Origin of the sequence: Rhizobium sp. L43 (assembly GCF_002531725.1) — a bacterium.
Taxonomy (GTDB): domain Bacteria; phylum Pseudomonadota; class Alphaproteobacteria; order Rhizobiales; family Rhizobiaceae; genus Rhizobium.
Genome location: NZ_NWSQ01000018.1, coordinates 64,045 through 82,058 on the forward strand (window position 1 = coordinate 64,045; position 18,014 = coordinate 82,058).

General features: G+C 62.0%; 15 protein-coding genes. 3 read left to right on the forward strand and 12 right to left on the reverse strand.

Features of this window, described 5'->3' with window-relative positions:
* Positions 1-3: 3 nt before the first annotated feature.
* The 5 genes from CO667_RS22960 to CO667_RS22980 form a co-directional block, all read right to left on the reverse strand.
* A complete protein-coding gene (locus CO667_RS22960) occupies positions 4-882 on the reverse strand; it encodes an ABC transporter permease (protein WP_097620601.1) in 879 nt (292 codons plus the stop codon).
* A 2-nt stretch (positions 883-884) separates the two neighbouring features.
* Complete coding sequence (locus CO667_RS22965; protein WP_097620686.1) at positions 885-1,844, reverse strand: ABC transporter permease; 960 nt, start codon at positions 1,842-1,844, stop codon at positions 885-887.
* A gap of 56 nt (positions 1,845-1,900) precedes the next feature.
* Positions 1,901-3,499 (reverse strand): ABC transporter substrate-binding protein, encoded by a 1,599-nt coding sequence (locus CO667_RS22970; protein WP_097620602.1) that lies wholly within the window; start codon positions 3,497-3,499, stop codon positions 1,901-1,903.
* On the reverse strand, positions 3,483-4,226 hold the full coding sequence (locus tag CO667_RS22975; protein WP_097620603.1) for a FadR/GntR family transcriptional regulator: 744 nt from the start codon (positions 4,224-4,226) through the stop codon (positions 3,483-3,485). Before CO667_RS22975 ends, CO667_RS22970 begins: the two co-directional genes overlap by 17 nt.
* A gap of 148 nt (positions 4,227-4,374) precedes the next feature.
* Positions 4,375-5,655 (reverse strand): GGDEF domain-containing protein, encoded by a 1,281-nt coding sequence (locus CO667_RS22980; RefSeq protein ID WP_097620604.1) that lies wholly within the window; start codon positions 5,653-5,655, stop codon positions 4,375-4,377.
* A 419-nt stretch (positions 5,656-6,074) separates the two neighbouring features.
* Here CO667_RS22980 and CO667_RS22985 point away from each other — a divergent pair, with 419 nt between their 5' ends.
* A complete protein-coding gene (locus tag CO667_RS22985) occupies positions 6,075-8,246 on the forward strand; it encodes a TonB-dependent siderophore receptor (RefSeq protein WP_097620605.1) in 2,172 nt (723 codons plus the stop codon).
* A 167-nt stretch (positions 8,247-8,413) separates the two neighbouring features.
* Here CO667_RS22985 and CO667_RS22990 read toward each other — a convergent pair whose 3' ends face one another.
* From CO667_RS22990 to CO667_RS23005, 4 genes are all read right to left on the reverse strand, one after another.
* Entirely contained in the window at positions 8,414-9,820 is a 1,407-nt protein-coding gene (locus CO667_RS22990) for a M20 family metallopeptidase (RefSeq protein ID WP_097620606.1), read from the reverse strand.
* Between the two features lie 104 nt (positions 9,821-9,924).
* Positions 9,925-11,889 carry a Fe(3+)-hydroxamate ABC transporter permease FhuB gene (gene fhuB, locus CO667_RS22995; RefSeq protein ID WP_097620607.1) on the reverse strand — a complete coding sequence of 655 codons (1,965 nt, stop codon included), beginning with the start codon at positions 11,887-11,889 and terminating at the stop codon, positions 9,925-9,927.
* Positions 11,889-12,749, reverse strand: a complete 861-nt coding sequence (locus CO667_RS23000) for an iron-siderophore ABC transporter substrate-binding protein (RefSeq protein WP_097620687.1) — start codon at positions 12,747-12,749, stop codon at positions 11,889-11,891. The genes fhuB and CO667_RS23000 overlap by 1 nt, the downstream gene beginning before the upstream one ends.
* Positions 12,750-12,775: 26 nt before the next feature.
* On the reverse strand, positions 12,776-13,267 hold the full coding sequence (locus CO667_RS23005; RefSeq protein ID WP_097620608.1) for a GNAT family N-acetyltransferase: 492 nt from the start codon (positions 13,265-13,267) through the stop codon (positions 12,776-12,778).
* 165 nt (positions 13,268-13,432) lie between these two features.
* Here CO667_RS23005 and CO667_RS23010 point away from each other — a divergent pair, with 165 nt between their 5' ends.
* The gene (locus CO667_RS23010) at positions 13,433-14,092 is read left to right on the forward strand and encodes a sigma-70 family RNA polymerase sigma factor (RefSeq protein ID WP_097620609.1); all 660 of its coding nucleotides are present in this window, start codon (positions 13,433-13,435) and stop codon (positions 14,090-14,092) included.
* Here CO667_RS23010 and CO667_RS23015 read toward each other — a convergent pair.
* From CO667_RS23015 to CO667_RS23025, 3 genes are read right to left on the reverse strand one after another with little or no spacing between them, the layout of a single operon-like run.
* Complete coding sequence (locus tag CO667_RS23015) at positions 13,983-15,170, reverse strand: PLP-dependent transferase (RefSeq protein ID WP_097620610.1); 1,188 nt, start codon at positions 15,168-15,170, stop codon at positions 13,983-13,985. The two genes, CO667_RS23010 and CO667_RS23015, sit on opposite strands and share 110 nt — an antisense overlap.
* Positions 15,171-15,191: 21 nt before the next feature.
* Positions 15,192-16,610, reverse strand: coding sequence for an MATE family efflux transporter (locus CO667_RS23020; protein WP_097620611.1), 1,419 nt, complete (start codon positions 16,608-16,610; stop codon positions 15,192-15,194).
* A complete protein-coding gene (locus CO667_RS23025) occupies positions 16,607-17,596 on the reverse strand; it encodes a GNAT family N-acetyltransferase (protein ID WP_179874205.1) in 990 nt (329 codons plus the stop codon). The genes CO667_RS23020 and CO667_RS23025 overlap by 4 nt, the downstream gene beginning before the upstream one ends.
* Before the next feature lie 194 nt (positions 17,597-17,790).
* Here CO667_RS23025 and CO667_RS23030 point away from each other — a divergent pair, with 194 nt between their 5' ends.
* Positions 17,791-18,009 carry an MbtH family NRPS accessory protein gene (locus CO667_RS23030; protein WP_097620613.1) on the forward strand — a complete coding sequence of 73 codons (219 nt, stop codon included), beginning with the start codon at positions 17,791-17,793 and terminating at the stop codon, positions 18,007-18,009.
* The last annotated feature ends 5 nt before the right edge of the window (positions 18,010-18,014 follow it).

Sequence of the window (18,014 nt, forward strand, 5' to 3'; positions counted from 1 at the left end):
TTGTCAGTTCAGTTCGGCACGCGGGTCGAAGGCATCTCTGAGGCCATCGCCGATGAAGTTGATCGCAAGGACGGCAAGGATGAGCGCGGCGCCGGGGAAGAGCCATTGCCAGGGATATTGTTCGAGCACGGCCGTCGAGCGGGCGGCGTTCAGCATGTTGCCCCAGCTTGCCGCCGGCTGAGCGATGCCGAGACCGAGGAAAGACAAGCCGGCCTCGAGCAGGATGGCATTGGCGATCTGCAGCGTCGCATAGACCACGAGGATATCGATCGAGTTCGGCAGGCCGTGGCGAAAGAGCAGATGTCCGATGCCGGCGCCCATGCCGCGCGCGGCCATGACGAAGTCGCGCTCACGCAATTCCAGCAGCCGGGAGCGGATCATGCGCGCCAGCAGCGGCCAGGAAAGCAGCGAGATGACGAGTACGGTCGGCCAGATGCCGGTGCCGGCAATCGAGGCGAGCACGAGCAGGAAGATGACGGGCGGCAGGGTCATCACCAGATCGACGAAGCGCATCGAGACGGCATCCGCCCAACGTCCCGCAAGCGCCGAGACGGCGCCGAAGAGAAAGCCGATGACCGCGGACAGCGCGGTCGATGCAACGGCGACCAGAAGCGAAATCCGGCCGCCTTCGAGCACGCGCGCAAAGACATCGCGGCCGACGCCGTCGGTTCCGAACCAGTGCGTGGCCGTCGGGCCGCTGTTCATCGCCAGAAGATCGATGTCGTTCGGCCGGTAAGCCCACCACAGCGGATAGGAGAGGATCAAGAGCAGCATCGGAAGGACGATGCCGACGCCGGCAACGGCTGCGCGGTTGAGCAGAAAACGATCGAAGGCGCGGGCAAGTGGCCCCGGGCTGCGGCGTTGCGGGGAGCGTGCCAGCATGGTCAGCCCACCTTGATGCGCGGGTCGACGACCGCATAGGTGATGTCGGTCAGAAGATTGACTGTGATAACGCAAGTGCCGATGACGAGCGTCGCTCCCATGATAACGGGATAGTCGCGGGTCTGTACGGCATCGACGAGCAGAAGCCCCATGCCCGGCCAGTTGAAGACACTCTCGATGAAGATGGCACCGCCGATGGCAAGCCCGATGGTGGAGCCGATCAGGGTGACGATCGGAAGCAGCGCATTGCGCAACGCATGTTTGGTGATGACCCAAAACTCGAGAACGCCCTTGGCGCGGGCCGTGCGCACGTAATCCTGGTTCAGGACTTCGAGCAGCGAGGCGCGCATGTAACGCATGATCAATGCGGCTTGCGCGACGGACAGAAGGGCGGCCGGCAGGATCAGATGATGGAGGAGATCGCCCACCGAGAACGCCTCGCCGGGTGTCAGCATGCCGCCCGATGGCATCCAGTGCAGGCGGACGGAGAAGATATAAAGGCCGAGCAGCGCGCTGAGGAATGCCGGGCTCGAAATGCCGGCAAGTGCTGCCACCGATAGGGAGAGATCGGCGAGCGAATTGCGGCGAACGGCGCCGATCACCCCGCAGGCGATGCCTGCGACGATGGCGAAGACAAGGGCGGTGCCCATCAACAGCACCGTCGGCCCGATCCGCGACAGCACCAGAGCCAGAACCGGCTGGTCGAGACGCTTGATCGAATAGCCGAGATTGCCCGTCAGCGCCTGCTGCAGCCAGCCGAGATACTGGACGGGCAAGGGCTGATCGAGCCCGAGGCTTCGGCGCAGATCGGCAAGATCCGACGGCGACATCGGCAGGTTCGGATCGATATAGGCATCGATCGGGTCGCCTGGTGTCAGGCGCAGCAGCAGGAAGATCAGCATGCTCAGGGCGACGAGCATGCCCATTCCTATGATCAGGCGTCTGAGACTGTATCGGAGCATCATGAATCCGTCGTGTCAGCGTGGCCGAAGCCACCCTCAAGGCTTTGCGGAAACGCCTATTCGGCGATCGACCATTTCTGCGGGTCGGCCTGGTAGGGGCCGCCGCCCGGCGCCGGCGTCCAGACGAAATCCTTCAACTTGGTCGAGACGATGCCGTAACGGTTTGCCACCCAGAGCGTCGCCCAGGGCAGCTCCGTGTTCATCACCTTGCAGACGTCCTGGTAGGCGGCATCCCGCTTGGCGCTGTCCGGCTCGGCCAAGGCACTATCGAGCGCCTTGGTGAGGTCAGGCATGCGCACCCTGGCGACATTCGGTCCGGCCGGAGGGATCTGCTTCTCGTTGAGGCCGACATTGATGCTGCCGGCATCCGGCCCGTTCTGCAGCCCGGCATAGACCATCTGGAACTGGGCCATGTCCGGCGCCGCATTGAGCACGATGCTGTTATAGGTCGGCGCATCGACGGCGCGCGGGACGATGTTGATGCCGACCTGGGCAAGCATCGCCTGAACTGCGGCAAGCACGTTGGTAGCCAGCGGCGTGGTGTAATAGGTCAGAAGCGTGATCGGCTTGCCGCCATTGATCTGGTCCCAGCCGGCTTCCGTCAGCAACTTCTTGGCCTTCTCAGGATCATAGGCATAGGTGTCGATATCAGGAGGTATCAGCTGTTCGGCGACATAGGCGCAGTTGGCAGGCTTGGCCGCGCCGCCATAGAGGCTCTGGATGATGGCATCGCGATTGATCGCGTACATCACCGCCTGGCGGACGCGCACATCCTTCCAGAGCGGGGAATCGTGGTTGAAGCCGAGATAGTTGACGACGAAAGAGTTGCCTTCGATGACCTGGAAGTCCTTGTTTTCCTTGAAGGTCGGTACGTCGTTGGAATCGACATAGGTGAACTGGATTTCGCCGGATCTCAGCGCCGCGATCGCCGCGGCCGGGTTGGCGAAATAGCGATTGATGACGCGTTCCAGGGCGGGTTTGCCACCGCGATAATCGGTGTTTGCGGCAAGTTCGACATATTGATCCGAGACGTATTTGGTGAACTTGAACGGACCGGTGCCGATCGGAGCGGTCGACCACCAGGTGTTCTTCGCCAGCTGGTCGGCAGGAATCGAGGAGAGCGCATGCTCGGGTAGCATCATCACCTTGGTCATCGTGTCGGGAAAGCTGCTGCTCGGGGCGCTGAGCTTGATGACAACCGTGTGCTCATCCGGCGTCTCGACGGACGATATGCCCTTCAGCCGGGCAGCGAGCACCGAGCCGGTTTTCGCATCCATAGCAAGGCCCATGGTGAACTTCGCGTCCTTGGCGGTGAACGGTTTACCGTCATGCCATTTGGCGTCCGCCAGCTTGAACGTGTAGGTCATCTGGTCGGAGCTGACCTCGTAGGAGCTTGCCAGCGCGCCGACGACCTTCTGCAGCTTCTCGTCATAGGTGATCAGCGGTTCGTAGTAGACGCTGAGCCAGGTGAAGCCGGCGGTCGCGGCGAGCGGATTGAAGTTGCCCTGGAAGCCTCCTGGGCCGACATCGAAGCCGCCCGACAGCGTGGCTGCCTGCGCCTGGTTTGCAACGCCCGAAACGACAAGAGCCGGAACGGCAGCCGTCGACAGCAAGGCGCCAAGCGCAATAACGGATAATCTAGACAGTCTTTTCATGTGTTCCTCCCACGTTTGAACTTGTCTTGTTGTTGGCGATCACCCGGGCAATGCCCTCGTAGTGACGATCCAGGCGTCTGCGCGCCTCCTCCAGATCTTTTGCCTCGATCGCATCGACGATCGCGGCATGGTCGCGCCACGTCGCCATCGGATCGGCATTTTCAAGATTGACGAAATCGGATGCCTTGTAGAAGGCGAGCCAGAAGACATCGATCAGCCGCACGAGTGTTTCATTGTCCTGGCAGCGAAACAGCAATCGGTGGAACAGCTGGTCGTCTGTCGCAAAGGTTTCGCCGCGTTCGGCATGGGCGCGCATGCGATTGACGGTGGCACGCAGCTCGGCGATGTCCTCTTCCCCGATCACGTCGATCGTCTTGCCGATCAAGCCCACTTCCAGCGTGCGCCGGATTTCAAGCACCTCTTCGATCTGCCGCAGGGCGCCGCCGAGGCCGTAAGCGAGATTGTCGAGAAGCGGCTCGAAGGAAAAGGCCTTCACGAAGATGCCGACGCCGCGCCGGGTCTCCAGCACGCCGAGCGATTCCAGCGCCTTGATGCCTTCCCTCAGCGAATTTCGGCTAACGCCGAGCTGGGTGGCAAGCTCTCCTTCCGCCGGAAGCAGGGTTCCGGGCGCCAGGCCATTGTCGTCGATATAGGCGCGCAGACTTTCTTGCACGGAGACATGCAGCAGTGGCGCGCGCGTCAGCGGCTTCATCGATTTCAATGTCATGCGGATCGCTTTCTAGCATCGTCAATCAGACACATCCTGCATATATACTCGTAGGATATCTGTCAAATGGTCAGGTTGGGCGCGAAAGCTGCCCCGCCTTGCAGCTATCTAAGAAGTTTGGTTTTGGGCAGGGTATTCCTGGGTTGCTTCAGTCGGCTTGATTGGCCTCTAGAGCGTGGACCACCACGCAGTTGCGGCCGGTCTTTTTGGCAAGGTAGAGCGCCGCATCCGCTTGGCGCTGCATGTGCTCTGCGGACACGACGTTGCCATTTTGCAATATCGCTATTCCAATGCTGACAGTGACCCAGGGGACGACGCGAGAGGTGGGATTTGGAAGAGACGCAGCTTCAACTCGGCTGCGAATTCTCTCCGCAACCGCCCTGGCCTCTTGTCCATCGGAGCCAGGCAGAAAGACGAGAAACTCTTCGCCGCCGTAACGGGCGACCTCATCCCGCTCATCTCTCATGCTGCTCTGAATGATGCCGGCCACTTTCACCAGGCAGCGGTCGCCTTCGGCATGCCCGAGATTATCGTTGAGATGCTTGAAGTCATCGAGATCGCACATCAGCATCGCGGCGCCGCTCGTTTGTCTAAGCTCCTGGTTCCAGAAATGATGGAGCGTTTCCATCATCGAACGCCGGTTGGCGACACCCGTCAGCGGATCGGTCCGTGCCAGCAATTCCAGCTGCGAATTGGCGTCGGTGAGCTCTGCGAGGCGACTTCGATCTCGTAACTCGAGCAGGAAAGTCTTCTGAGCGAAGATGGTTGTGGTGCGTCGGGCAACGACGGTTGCTGCCACTCCGCTCGCGAAAAACAGCGTCCCGGCGAGCGCGCTTCCCGCCTCGATGCCTGGATTGCGCAATTGAAACACGAGGTAGAGACCGAGGGCAGAAGCACCGATCGCCATCGCCCAACCGAGTGGAACGGGAAAGATGATGATGGCGGTGACGGCAACAAAGAGCATGATGGTCAAATGCCGCTCATAAAATTCGCCGCCGCTGTTCACGCCCACCAGGGCGACGGACAGCAAGATGAGAAACACCGCCGAGAGGATGAAAACGCCCTGCAGCCACAAAGGGTGCGGCCGCCGGAAGACGAGCACGGCGACAAGAGCCGCAGGCGGAAGGATAGACGCCGGCCAAAGCATCGACATCACGGTTTCGGCCGGAAGCAAGATCGCGTTGAGCCCCCATGTCAGGATGTCGAGCACGATGACCCACACCATCCAGGCGCGGATGATCTTGGCAGTCCGCGGCCAGGAGCGTTCGCGAAAAAGCTGGGCCAGCTCGCCATGCAGGCGGATATCGCGCGTGCGACCGCCGAGCAGGCGCTCGACTTGCTCGACAATGGCCGGGCTCAACCTCTGGAGAGGTTTCCGCGAAGACGCCCTTACCGATTTGATAGGAGCTGTGGTTCGCTCGGTATCCATCTGTCGGATTTAGGGAGCAGAGGGCCGGAGACAAGACGGACCGTGGAGTTCGCCCGAAAAGACGACATGCTTGCCCTAATGATTTTGTAGCAGGTGATGACAGTATGTCGTTCACATGCGTCACATCGGGCCAATGTCTTACCCATGCCGGGCCGAATTCACCGGTTCGATTCCCATCAAGCCCGGCAGGTTGACGGTTGTCTCGGTCCGCACTTGCCCTCTCGCACGACAAAACCGCCCTCCGCCGGCAATGATCCGGCGGAGAACGATGAAGACCTCGATGCTGCGTGCAACCTGCTCGGGAGAGCCAGGCGCGGAGATTTTATCGGTTAAAAGATGACTAAAATAATCACCTTATGTTGACAAGGCCAATTTCGCTCCATAGGTTCCGCGCGCATCTGTGATGTAGGGACCAAGTGATGGCGCGTGTTTTTTTGAATGTTTCTAATAATCTACCGCGAATTTATAGAGATGGGCTATTTGCCACGACAGCGGTCGTTCTGATCGGCTTTGCGGCATCGCCGGCTTCCGCCCAGAGCGCCTCCACAGGCGACACCGCGACAGCGCTGGAACCGATCGTCATTCAAGGTGCAGCCTCTGATAGCAAGACCGACCGGACGTCGGTTACGGCCAAGAACAGCGCGGGCGCGACCAAGATCAGCACGCCACTCGTCGAGACGCCGCGTTCGATCTCGGTCACCACCGAGAAGGAAATCGAGCAGCGCGGCGCGCAGACGGTCATCGAGGCGGTGCGTTATACAGCCGGCGTGACGACAGGAACGAGCGGCTTCGATCCGCGTTTCGACCAGATCTATATTCGCGGCTACAACGCCACGACGGTCGGCGACTATCGTGACGGATTGCGCCAGCCCTATATCAATTACGGCATGTTCCGAACCGATCCCTATCAACTGCAGCGCGTCGAGGTGATCAAGGGGCCGGTTTCCGTTCTCTATGGCTCGGGTTCGCCGGGCGGCCTCGTCAACAAGATCTCGAAGCTCCCGACCGAGGAGCCGATCCGCGAAGTCGATATCACCTACGGCACCAAGGATCGGGTGCAGGGGATGTTCGATTTCGGCGGACCGATCAGCGAAGGCAACGACGATTTTCTTTATCGCATCGTCGGCCTTGCGCGGCGCGGCGATACCAATTTCGATATTGCCGACGACCGCTATTTCCTGGCGCCGTCCTTTACCTGGAAGCCGGACGAGGCCACGTCTCTGACGGTGTACGGTCTGGCGCAGTCCGACGAGACCGACGCCAATGTCGGCGCGATCACGACCTCGGACGGCAGGATCCTCGATCTCAGGCAGAGCGATCCCGACTATGACTACCAGAAGGTCAAGCAGCAGCAGGTCGGCTATCAGTTCGAGCACGAGTTCGACAACGGCCTGACGTTCCGGCAGAACCTGCGTTATTCGCATCTCGATCTGGAGGCCCGCTACCTCGGTGTTACCAGCTGGACCGGGACCGTCGCGCATCGCGGCACCAATGCGATCCGGGACGAAATGAACGTCTTCCAGGTCGACAATCAGCTCGAGGCGAAGTTCGATACAGGCCCTGTTGCCCACACGATGCTGTTCGGGCTCGACTACAGCAATCTCGACTCGAGCTTTGGCTACGGCTTCGGAGCCGCCGATCCGGCCTTCGACTTCGATATCGCCAATCCGACCTATGGAGTCTCCGGCGCTACGCCGGACTATAATTTCTTGGCTTCCAAAGCCGATATGCGGCAGGTCGGCATCTATGCCATGGACCAGATCGAGGTCGGAAACTGGCGTTTCAACCTCGGCGGCCGGCAGACATGGGTGAACCAGACGCGCGATTCGACCTTGCCCACGGTCAGCTCGGAGGATGTCGACAAGAATGCCTTCTCCGTCCAGGCCGGTGCGCTCTACCTCTTCGACAGCGGCATTGCGCCCTTCGTTTCTTACGCCACCTCTTTCGATCCAGTCACCAACCGGTCGGCCGCCAACACAATTCTTCCGCCGACGAAGGGTGAGCAATTCGAGGTCGGGGTGAAGTACCAGCCGCCCGGCTCCGATATCCTGCTGTCGGCCGTCGCCTATCACATCGTCGAGCAGAACAAGCCGAGGCTCGCCGATCCGCTGACCTTCGCCTACGATTCCCAGGGCGAGGTGACCGGAAAGGGCATCGAGCTCGAAGCCCGCGCGGCCATCGCCGACGGCCTCGATATCATCGCGGGCTACACCTACAACGACTCCGAAGTCACCGGGGGCAACAACGTCGGAAATACCCCGGCCGTCACCCCGACCCATATTGCGAGCCTGTGGACGAATTACACCTTCCAGGAAGGCAATCCCTTCAACGGTCTGTCGGCTGGCGCCGGCGTGCGCTACATCGGCGAGACCTGGACGGATGTCGCCAATACCTCGAAGAACGCTGCAAGTTTCTATGTCGATGCAGCCCTCTCCTATGATTTCGGGGCGGTCGACAAGAAATATGAAGGGCTGACGGCAGCCTTCAACATCCGCAACATCGCCGACGAGCGCGAAACAGTTTGCGAAGAAGGCTTCTGCTATCTCGGCCAGGGCCGCAACATGACCGGCACACTGAAGTATCGGTGGTAAGCACGGCGGTTGAGATGAACCAGGCCGTCGCCCTCGACGGCCTGGTGGGGGAGGGCCGATCTCCTTGTTGCCGCGGGAAGCTGCTCGGTTCTCCCTGCAGACGGGCATAATCGTACCCCCACAGGGATATTTGCGGCATCAAGGAGCAAGTGCCATCAACCGCGCGCTCATTTACGAGCGTGATCGCTACTTGATACTCCCGGAACGTTTCGCTCTCCGAGGTCCCAATAAAGCCCGGCCATCAACGCGAGTCCTTCACGCGCGATATCAATGGGCAGATGTTCGTTCGGCGCATGCTGAGAGCACCCCGGATATGAATGCGGTATCCACACGGTCGGAAGCTGCAGAGTTTCAGAGAAGGCATCATTCGGCAGAGAGGCGCCAAGGTTCGGCAGGATGGCCGGCTTTTTGCCTGTTGTACGGCCGATCGAGTCCACGACCCAGTTGACCCAAGGATGCTTGGGATCGAGCCGCGTGGCACGAAAGACCTCATCGCTCGGCTGCGCTATTTGAACCTGGGAAAAACCGTGCTGATCCAGGTGACGGCGCAGAGCCGGCAAGACATTTTCCACGTCAATACCGACGACGAACCGTAACTGACAGCGAGCCGAGGCTCTCGCAGGGATAGCCCCGACAGGCGTCCTCGGGTTTCCGGCCTCGAAGGCGAGTACAGCAAACGAACACCAGGCGAACAGCTTTTCCGCTGGCGTCAACCCAGGTTCGCCCCAGTTCGGATCAATCTGCGGGCCTTCGGCATCGCTCTCGATCTCACAATCGGCAAGAACGTGACGCACATTGTCGGGGATGCTCACCGGGCGCCATTCCGGAACCAGAATCTTGCCGGAGGGCTCGGTGATACTGGCGATCGCATGGGCAAGCTGGATTGCAGGATCGGAGAGAAGACCGCCCCAGTTGCCCGAATGATAACCGCCCTTGCGCGCATCGATCCAGATGTCAAAGCTGATCGCGCCGCGTGATCCCAGAAAGACGGTCGGCCGTGCGGCGGAAAGTCGGGGACCATCCGAGGCGATCAGCACGTCGGCGCGGAATAATTCCTTATGCGCGTCAACGAGTGCGTGCAGGCCAGGAGAAATTCTTTCCTCCCCCATCTCGATCAGATACTTGGCATTGAATCCGAGCTTCCCGCGCGTCTCCAAGACGGCCCGGAGCGCGCCGATGTTGACGGTATGCTGACCTTTATTATCGGCGACACCGCGACCGTACCACCTGCCATCCCGCTCGATGAGTCGCCAGGGCGAAAGACCGTCGGCCCATTTATTGTCGAGCCCTCGTATGACGTCGCCGTGGCCATAACCCAGCACCGTCGGCCGAAGGGCGTCCTCGTGGCGCTCGACGTAAAGGAAAGGCCAGCCGTTTTGGGAAAGCTTGCGACATTGAAAGCCGAGGGCCTCAAAGGCGGGCGTCATCTCGCTGTCGAGATACTGATCGAGAACCGCTGCGCGATCAGGATTCTGACTCTCGGTCGGCATCGCGACACGTCGCGCCAGATCCTTCCGAAAATCGCCGGAAGCGAAGTAAGACTCTGCTCTGGCAATAGCGGCGTCTCGGGTCATACCTGCAACCTAACACGAGAGAGAATTGGCCGGAACGGTCAAAGAGGAATGCAACGACGATTGCGTTGGAGCATGAGCGGGCCTTGCCGATTGCCACCTGCCTGTCACGCCCGCCGGCGCAGAACGATCAGCAGCATCGGCGCTCCGACCAGAGCCGAGATCAATCCGGCGGGAATCTGATAGGGAAAAGCGATCATCCGCCCCGTCCAGTCGGCAATGACCAGCAGGACCGCTCCAATCAGGGCGGCGGCGAGGAGCTGGGCGGAGGGGCGGCGAAGACCGAGCCCATGGGCAAGGTGCGGCGCCATCAATCCGACGAAGCTCAAAGGGCCGACGACGAGCGTCGCCGCCGCCGTCATGATCGCGGAGAGCCCGAACAAAACAGCGCGTGCGGGAACGATCCTCAGGCCGAGTTCGCTCGCCGTCTCGGTTCCAAGCTGCAGCAGGGCAAGCCACCGGCTGGCGAGAAAGGCGGCGGCCAGGCAGGCGAGCGCAATCAGAAGGGCGCTTGCGGCCACCGCATTGTCGACGAAATAGGTCGAGCCCGCCATCCAGCGTATCAGCGCCAGGCCTCTCGGATCGCCGCTCGCGGCAAGGACGCCGATCCCGGCGTCGAGCATCGCGCCGAAGGCGATGCCGGCGAGCAGCACGCGGTTCGGGCCGCAGCCCGAACGGGCGCTCAAGAGGAAGATCAGCGTCAGCACCGCAAGGGCGCCCCCGCCGGCAAAGACAAGCTGGAGCGTCAGTCCCGGTGCAGCAAAGGCAAACATGGCGGCCGCAACACCGAGCGTTGCTCCGGCCGATACCCCAAGCACTTCGGGGCTCGCCATTTCGTTTCCGGTCAGCCGCTGCAGGATCAGCCCCGTCACGCCGAGCACGGTTCCGGCGCCGAATGCGGCGGCGACCCGCGGCAGCCGAAGCGGAAGGATTTCATCCCATGAGGCGGCCGGCAGCCATGCCCAGGCTCCGTCGGGTGCGCGGCCGAAGAAGATCGCGGCCATCGCCAAGGCAATGATGCAGGCGAGCAGAATGGCGAATGATGCCGCTCTGCTGCCGGCTGCAGGCCGCGGCGACGTCACGCCGGGCAGCGTGCGCGAGGCCGTGGCGAGGCGCGGGAGCATGGCAATCAGGATCGGTCCGCCGAGCAGCGCGGTCACCGCCCCGGTCGGCACGAAGTCGCCGGGAGCAAGAAGCTTGATGGTCTGATCCGTCAGCAGGAGAAGGCCGGCGCCGGCAACCGGCGACCAGATCAATTGGCTGATGATCCGCCTTGCGCCGGCCAGGCGAACGATCTGCGGGGCTACCAGCCCGATGAAGCCGATGACGCCGACGGCGCTGGTGACGAGGGCGCAGAGTGCGATGGCAATCGCCAGGATGAAACTCCGTGCCCATTTGACCGGCAGGCCAAGGCTCGTTGCGCCGGCATCGCCGAGCTGGCTCAGCGTCAACGGCCTTGTGGCCAGAAGGGCAAGCCCCGCCAGCAGCGCCACCTTCGGCAGCAGCGACGTCGGGATCGCCCAGCTTTGCTGCGACAGCGATCCGGCGCCCCAGATGAAAATTCCTGAGAGATATTGATCGTTCATCAGCACCAGAATGGCTGCCGCCGCCCCGCACCAGAGGCCGACGATCATGCCCGACAGGATGAGAGAAAAGGGCGAGAAGCCGTGCCGGGCGCTGATCGAAAAAATGGCGAGGGCAGCAAGTGCACTTCCGCCGAGCGCGACGGCGTCCCGGCCCCATCCCGTCAGCGAGGGAACGGCGAGCATGACGGAAACCAGTGCCAGATTGGCGCCGGCCGAGACGCCGAGCGTCGTCGGCGAGGCCAGCGGATTGCGCAGCATCTGCTGCAGCATCGTCCCCGACAGTGCGAGGGCGGCGCCCGCGATCAGGGCGGTCGCCATGCGCGGAAGCGTGGAATAGAGGAGGAGAAGATGCTGCGCATCGTAACCGGCGGTCGCCTCCCGATGCGGCAGCGCCGGCAGGCGATCGAGGACGGCCAGGCCCAGGCCTGAAAACAGCAGCAGCGCCGCTAGTGCCGGCGCGCCGAAGCGGGAATATCGAGGCTTCATCAGGCGGCAGTCTCCAGAACATCGACCATCAAGGTCGAAAAGCGCAGCGCCTCCTGGACCATTCCAAACATCAGGACGCCTGGGACGACCGAGATCCGCTGCCGCCGGACGAAGGGAAGGCTGGTCCAGAGCGGGCTTTCGGAAAGCCGGGTCAGGACATCGGGCGGAAGCAACGGCGACACGACGACGAGGTGGGCCTCTTCATCGAGTTCGGCGAGCTGTTCCAGGCCGACCGTCTGAAATCCCCAGTAGCTGGCCTCGCCTTTCCAGGCATTCTCAAGGCCGATGCGTCGCATGGCGCCGCCGTAAAGGCCGGGGCCGCCATAGATGCGCGCATGCCTGATGTCGACGAAGTTGATGACGGCGACCGGAGGCACCGACAGGCTCTTCACCCGCTCGCGCAGCCGGCCGAACGTGGTGTCGGCGCGGGAGAGAAATGCTTCCGCTTCCTGCTGTCGCCCGATCATGGCGCCGAGACGCCGCGTTTCGGCGTAGGAGCGCTCGAGCGCCTCGCCACCCCTAGCATAGATGGTGAAGGTCTCCACAGGCGCGATGCGGGAGAGCTTTTCATCCATCGCCGCAAGGAAAGGCGTGCTGAGGATGAGCGATGGCCGGATGCTGGTGAGGACTTCGAGATTGATCTCCGCCGTGGTGCCGATATCGACGACGCCTTGCGGCATGGTCGGCTCGACAACCCATTCCGACCAGTTCCGCAGCGAGGCGATCGCACGCGGCACGCTGCCGAGCGCCAGCATCGTCGATGCCAATCCGTAATCGAGCGAAACGACGCCGCCATCCCCGGCGCGCGCGATGGCGGGTGCCGCGGCGCGCGCGACGGCGGGTGTGCCCGCCGTTGCCAGCGCGCCCAGAAGAAAATCCCGTCGTCTCAAGGCGCGGTCTCGCATAGCTGTCCCCCGGCGAGCGGCTTGACCATGAACAGACACGGATGATCCTCGTGCCAGAGCGTGGCAAAGACCTCCGCCCTGACGAAGCCGTTCCGGTCGTAGAATCGCCGCGTTGCCTCGAATTGCGGCTCGTCGCGGTCACGCGGGGCGAGCGTTTTGACCGTCAGCAGCCGGGCGCCCGATTGATGGCCGAAGCGTTCGGCCTCGTCGAGCAGATGGCGTCCGGCGCCGCGACCGTGATATTCGGGGCGCGTCGCAATCAGTGCGATTTCGACGGCGCCGGGTAGATGCGGCTTCAACGCCATCAACGCCGTCACGACATCCGCCTCGACATAGCCGAACACCGGCAGATCTTCGACTGCCGCGGCACTCGCTTCAATGACCTCCGGTTCTGAAAACCAGTCGGGCAAAGCCCCCATGATCGAGCGGCAGAGCTCCGCCTTGCCTGTCAGGATCTCGACTGTTCTTCCCATTTTTTCTCGCATTCATCCGGTCGATTTAAACTTGACTCCTGTTATCACCTTAAAATAGACACTGCAATCAAATCGTGCACTTCCGCTCAAAATAAGGAGCGCCAAGACCGAGCCGACCAGCAACGACAGAGCCTGATTTTCCATTTGTAAAAAGGGTACAGGACTATGCGAGCATCGCATCGTGATGTGAACGGAAATGCCGTGGTCAACGCTATGATCGAGAACAAGGATAAACTCCTTAAAACGATTGAAAGCGTTGTCAAATCAAGATTATATTCCGAGGATATCTTTCAGGACGGAGTTATCAAAGCCTATGGGGTGAAAACCGACGACATTCGTTGCCCGATCGGTTACGCCTTTCGCATGGTCTATAATCTCGCGCTCGACGAGAGCCGCCGGCGGCGCCAGCAGATGAACAACTATAGGTCGATCGATCAGGTTCAGGAGATCACTGCTCCCATCCCCACCGTGCTCGACCAGCTTGTCGCTGCCGAGACCCTGCGCGATGTGCTGGCCTCGCTCGAGGCTTTGCCGAAGCGTACCAACGATGCCTTCATCCGCCACCGCCTCAACGGCGTGCCGCAAAAGGATATTGCAGCCGAACTCGGCGTCTCCCGCACCCTCGTCAACTTCATGATCAAGGCGGCGGAGCAGCATTGCCATCTGGCAATCACCGAGCCTGCCATCCTCCCCGATCATGAACATCGGCAGGCGTCTAGCGTCTCGCGGCGTGCAGCGCCTGCTGCAGATCGCTCCACAGCAATTCCGGTTCTTCCAGCCCAACGGCGAAACGGATCGTCTGCTCGCTCACGCCGAACCGGATGAAAGAGGTCATCCGGTCGAGGATCTGCAGCGCGACCTTGGCGGGAACGACCAGCGTTTCCGGTCCTCCCCAGCTGACGCCGAGGCGGATCTCGCGAAGCCCGTTGACGAAGCGCGCGACATCGATATCGGGCGTGAGGTCGAAGGCAAACAGCCCGGCATAACCCGACAGCGTCGCCCGCCCGGGGTGATCCTGAAAAGCCGGGTGGCGAACGCGGGCGATGGCGGAATGCTGTTTCAGCCGGTCGGCCAGCAAAAGCCCGCTGCGCTCATGCTCCTTGAGGCGGACACGCAGCGTGCGCATGCCGCGCAGCAAGAGCCAGGCCTCAAACGGCGAGAGCTTGGCGCCGACATAGGGGTAGGAGGTCGAGTTGATCTTGGCGATCGCCTCCTTCGAGCCGACGACGACGCCGGCGACCGTATCGCTGTGGCCGCCGAGATATTTCGAAGCGGCGTGAATGACGATATCGACGCCGTGCTGGATCGGCTTCTGAAAGAGCGGCGTTGCCCAGGAATTGTCGATGATGGTGGTAACACCGGCCTCCTTCGCCATGGCCGAGAGCGCCGTTATGTCCTGCAGCTCGAAGACGAAAGAGGTCGGGTTCTCGAGATAGAGCAGCTTGGCGCCCGACAGCGCCTTGCGGACCTCGTCGTGATCGGCAGGGTCGACGAAATCCACCGCGACGCCGAGCCGGCCGAGCAGTTTCACCAGAAGGCGGTAGACATCGTTATAGAGGTGGCGGACCGCAACGACCCGGTCGCCGGCTTCCACGAGGCTGAGGATCGTCGAGGTGATGGCGGCCGTTCCGCTCGAGAAAGCGCGTCCGTCCTCCGCGCCCTCGAGGCGGGCAACCAAAAGTTCGAATTCCCGAACGGTCGGATTGTCGCCGCGCGAATAGATGTAATTGCGCGCCCGGCCTGCAAAGACATCCTCCATCGCCTCGTAACTGTCGTAGGTGAAGAGCGACGTCTGGAAGATCGGTGGAGACACGGCGTTGAATGGTGCGGGATCGACGGGCGTGAAGAGATCGTCGGCGATCGCATGGGCGCCAAGATCGTGCGGATTGATCGACTGGTTCATGGTGATCCTCTCATGGGCAAATCACGGGCAAAAGCGGGGGTAGGGACGGATGGAGGCCAGGCGGTCGGCCGAGCGCTGCCGGAGTGCATTGAGCGCCCTCACCAGGCAGACGGCCGACAGCAGGCCGGTCAGGGCAGAGGCCAGAAACATTGCCGCCAGCAAGCCCGAAAAGCCGAAGAACGGCGGCAGAAGAGCCAGCAGAGGAAAGAGAAGATAGCCATTCTGCGCCAGACCGATGGCAACCGCCGCTTTCGGCCTGCCCTGCGCCTGGAAGAGGACCAGCAGCGTTTGCCGCAGGCCGAACAGCAGAAAGGGAAGATGGGTCGCGACGATCGCCTGGCTTGCGACCGAAAGCACGGCCTGATCCTTGGTGAAGAACGAGGCGAGATGTTCGGAAAAGCCGAGTGCGACCAGTCCGTAAGCGCCGCCGACCGCGCTGGTGACCACTGTCAGGATGCGGACTGCCGACAGCACCCGGGCCACATCCCCGCTGCCCCAGGCGAAGCTCAGAATGGACTGGGCCCCGAGTGAAAGGCCGATAACCGGAAGTGTTCCGACAGCGAGCAGCCGCAAGGCAATCCCGACGCCGGGAATGCCGGCTTCTCCATGATAGGTGCCGGCGAGCGACAGCATGGCCGCAATCGCGCCCGCCGTTGCGAGACTGGTCAGCGTCGTCGGCGCGCCCACCGCAAGAACCGGTCTGAGGCCGCCGATATCTCTCAACCGCCAGCCAAGCGTCAGCCGAACCGTCCCCAGGCGCCTGGCGTGGTAAGCGCCGTAGATGGAAAGTGCGACGAGCTGGGACAGGATGGTCGCGATTGCCACGCCCTGCAGGCCGAGGCCGAATCCGAAGATCATGATCGGGTCGAGGATCATGTTCAGCGCGAAGCAGGCGACCAGCGTCCACATGCTGAAGCGGGCATTGCCCTCGGCGATCGCCAGGAAATCGAGAATGATCTGCGCCATCGTCAGCGGGATCGAGACCGCGATGATGAGGAGATAATGCTGCGCCAGCGGCTCGATGGCGGGCGTGGCGCCGAACAGCAGGAAAGAGGGGAAGGCAACGATTGCGACGGCGCTTGCCGCGCCGAAGGCGACGCCCGCGGCAAGGCTGACCGAGGCAAGCGTGCCGGCCCTTGACCGGTTGCCGGCACCGAGCGCGCGGCCGACCTCGGTTGCCACGCCGACGCCGATGCCCTCGCCGAAGGCCGCGACGAGCATCAGGATAGGCAGCACGATCATGATCGCGGCGATCTGGTCCTCGCCGATCATGCCGACGAAGACCATGTTGATCGTGTGATGCGCGGCATTGATCGACAGGCCGAACATGGCCGGCAGCCCGAGCCGCAGCAGCAGCCGGAAAAGCTGCGGACTGGCAAGATCTTCCGGAGCAAGCCGCCGTTTCCGAAGCCTGCCGCTCATCTCACTCATGTCGTTCATGATGCGGGCACCCAGAGATGGTCGCCGAAGAAACGCTCACGGGTCAGCATCACCAGCAGCGCCCGCTTATGCGGAAAGTCGAAATGCTTGACCTTCGCAAAGCCGGAGCGATCGAGATTGCGGATCTGCTGCTCGTGGCTGGCGCGCGGCTCGCCGACGATGCGCCTGGTGCGGGGATCGTCGAGGAAGATGAAATGCATCAGCGAGGGTAGCCATGCGCTGATCCATTTCTTGCCGCGATAGCCGGGCTCACCGATTGCGACATGCCAGCCGCGATCATAATCGTCGGCGTCGTAGAAGGGACCGAGCCGGTTTTCCTTGGCCCAGTAGACCTCGAAATAGCCGAAGGGGATGTCTGCGAAACTGCCGATCAGCGGCAGGACATGCGGATCGGCGATCCTTTCCTGCAGCATCTCCCGGTGCTTGTCGAGCGAGCCCGCATCCTCCCAGATCGTGTTGACCTGCTCATCGTTCATCCAGCGATGAAAGGCGGCAAGATCGGTCTCCGGGTCGGCGACCCTGAAGGCGATATCCCGTTCGAGCCACGGGATGAACCGCTGGTAGACCGTGCCTTTCGGCTTTGCCGGCCGGCGCGGATGGTAGCGCCCCGCGGTCATCTCCGGCACGGGCGGCAGCGGATAGGAAAGCTGCGGCAGCCACAGCGACGGCCATTGCCAGAGGATCGCGGAATCGAGCCTTCCGTCGATGCCCGTGATGTGCCGGGGAAGGCTTGTCTGATGCCCCTCGAAGGCGACCGACGTGATCGAGCGATCTTGCGCCGTCACCGCTTCGGCAGCGGCCATGAGAAGCTCGGCCGATTGCACGGGATTGCCCTCATAGAAGGTCAGCGAGGCGATGCCGGCTTCGACTTCGAGGGCGACTCCGTGATTCCCGTGCGTGGTGTTGAGATGGACGAGATTAGGGGCAAGCCTGACATAGCTGCGCGCCTGCAGAGCCCGCCTTTGTTTGGCGGCGTCGAAATCCATGATGTTTCTCCTTGATCGGTAGGGTTTTGATGCTGCGAGCATGAAGCCCGCTCCTGCGCCGATTTGGTAGAATGACGATCCATCCTTGGCGGGATTTAGGGTTGGGAAAAGAAAAAAATTCTCAACAATTTTCTAAACTGGGGCTGGCGGGATCCGTCATTTGCGCATGACGTCAATCACGGCAGGAGCCTTCAATGGATAATCTCGAGCCCGGCGACGATCTCTGGATCGTCGTCTACGACACCGAGCATCACTACTCGGTCTGGCCGCAGGACAAGCGGATTCCGGTGAGCTGGCAGCCCGCGGGCTTTGCCGGTTCGCGCCAGGAATGCCTGGCGCATATCCGCGACGTCTGGGCCGATCCGCGCCCGCTCTCCCTCCGCTCGGCAATATCAAGCGACGCCCGTCTCTAAACATC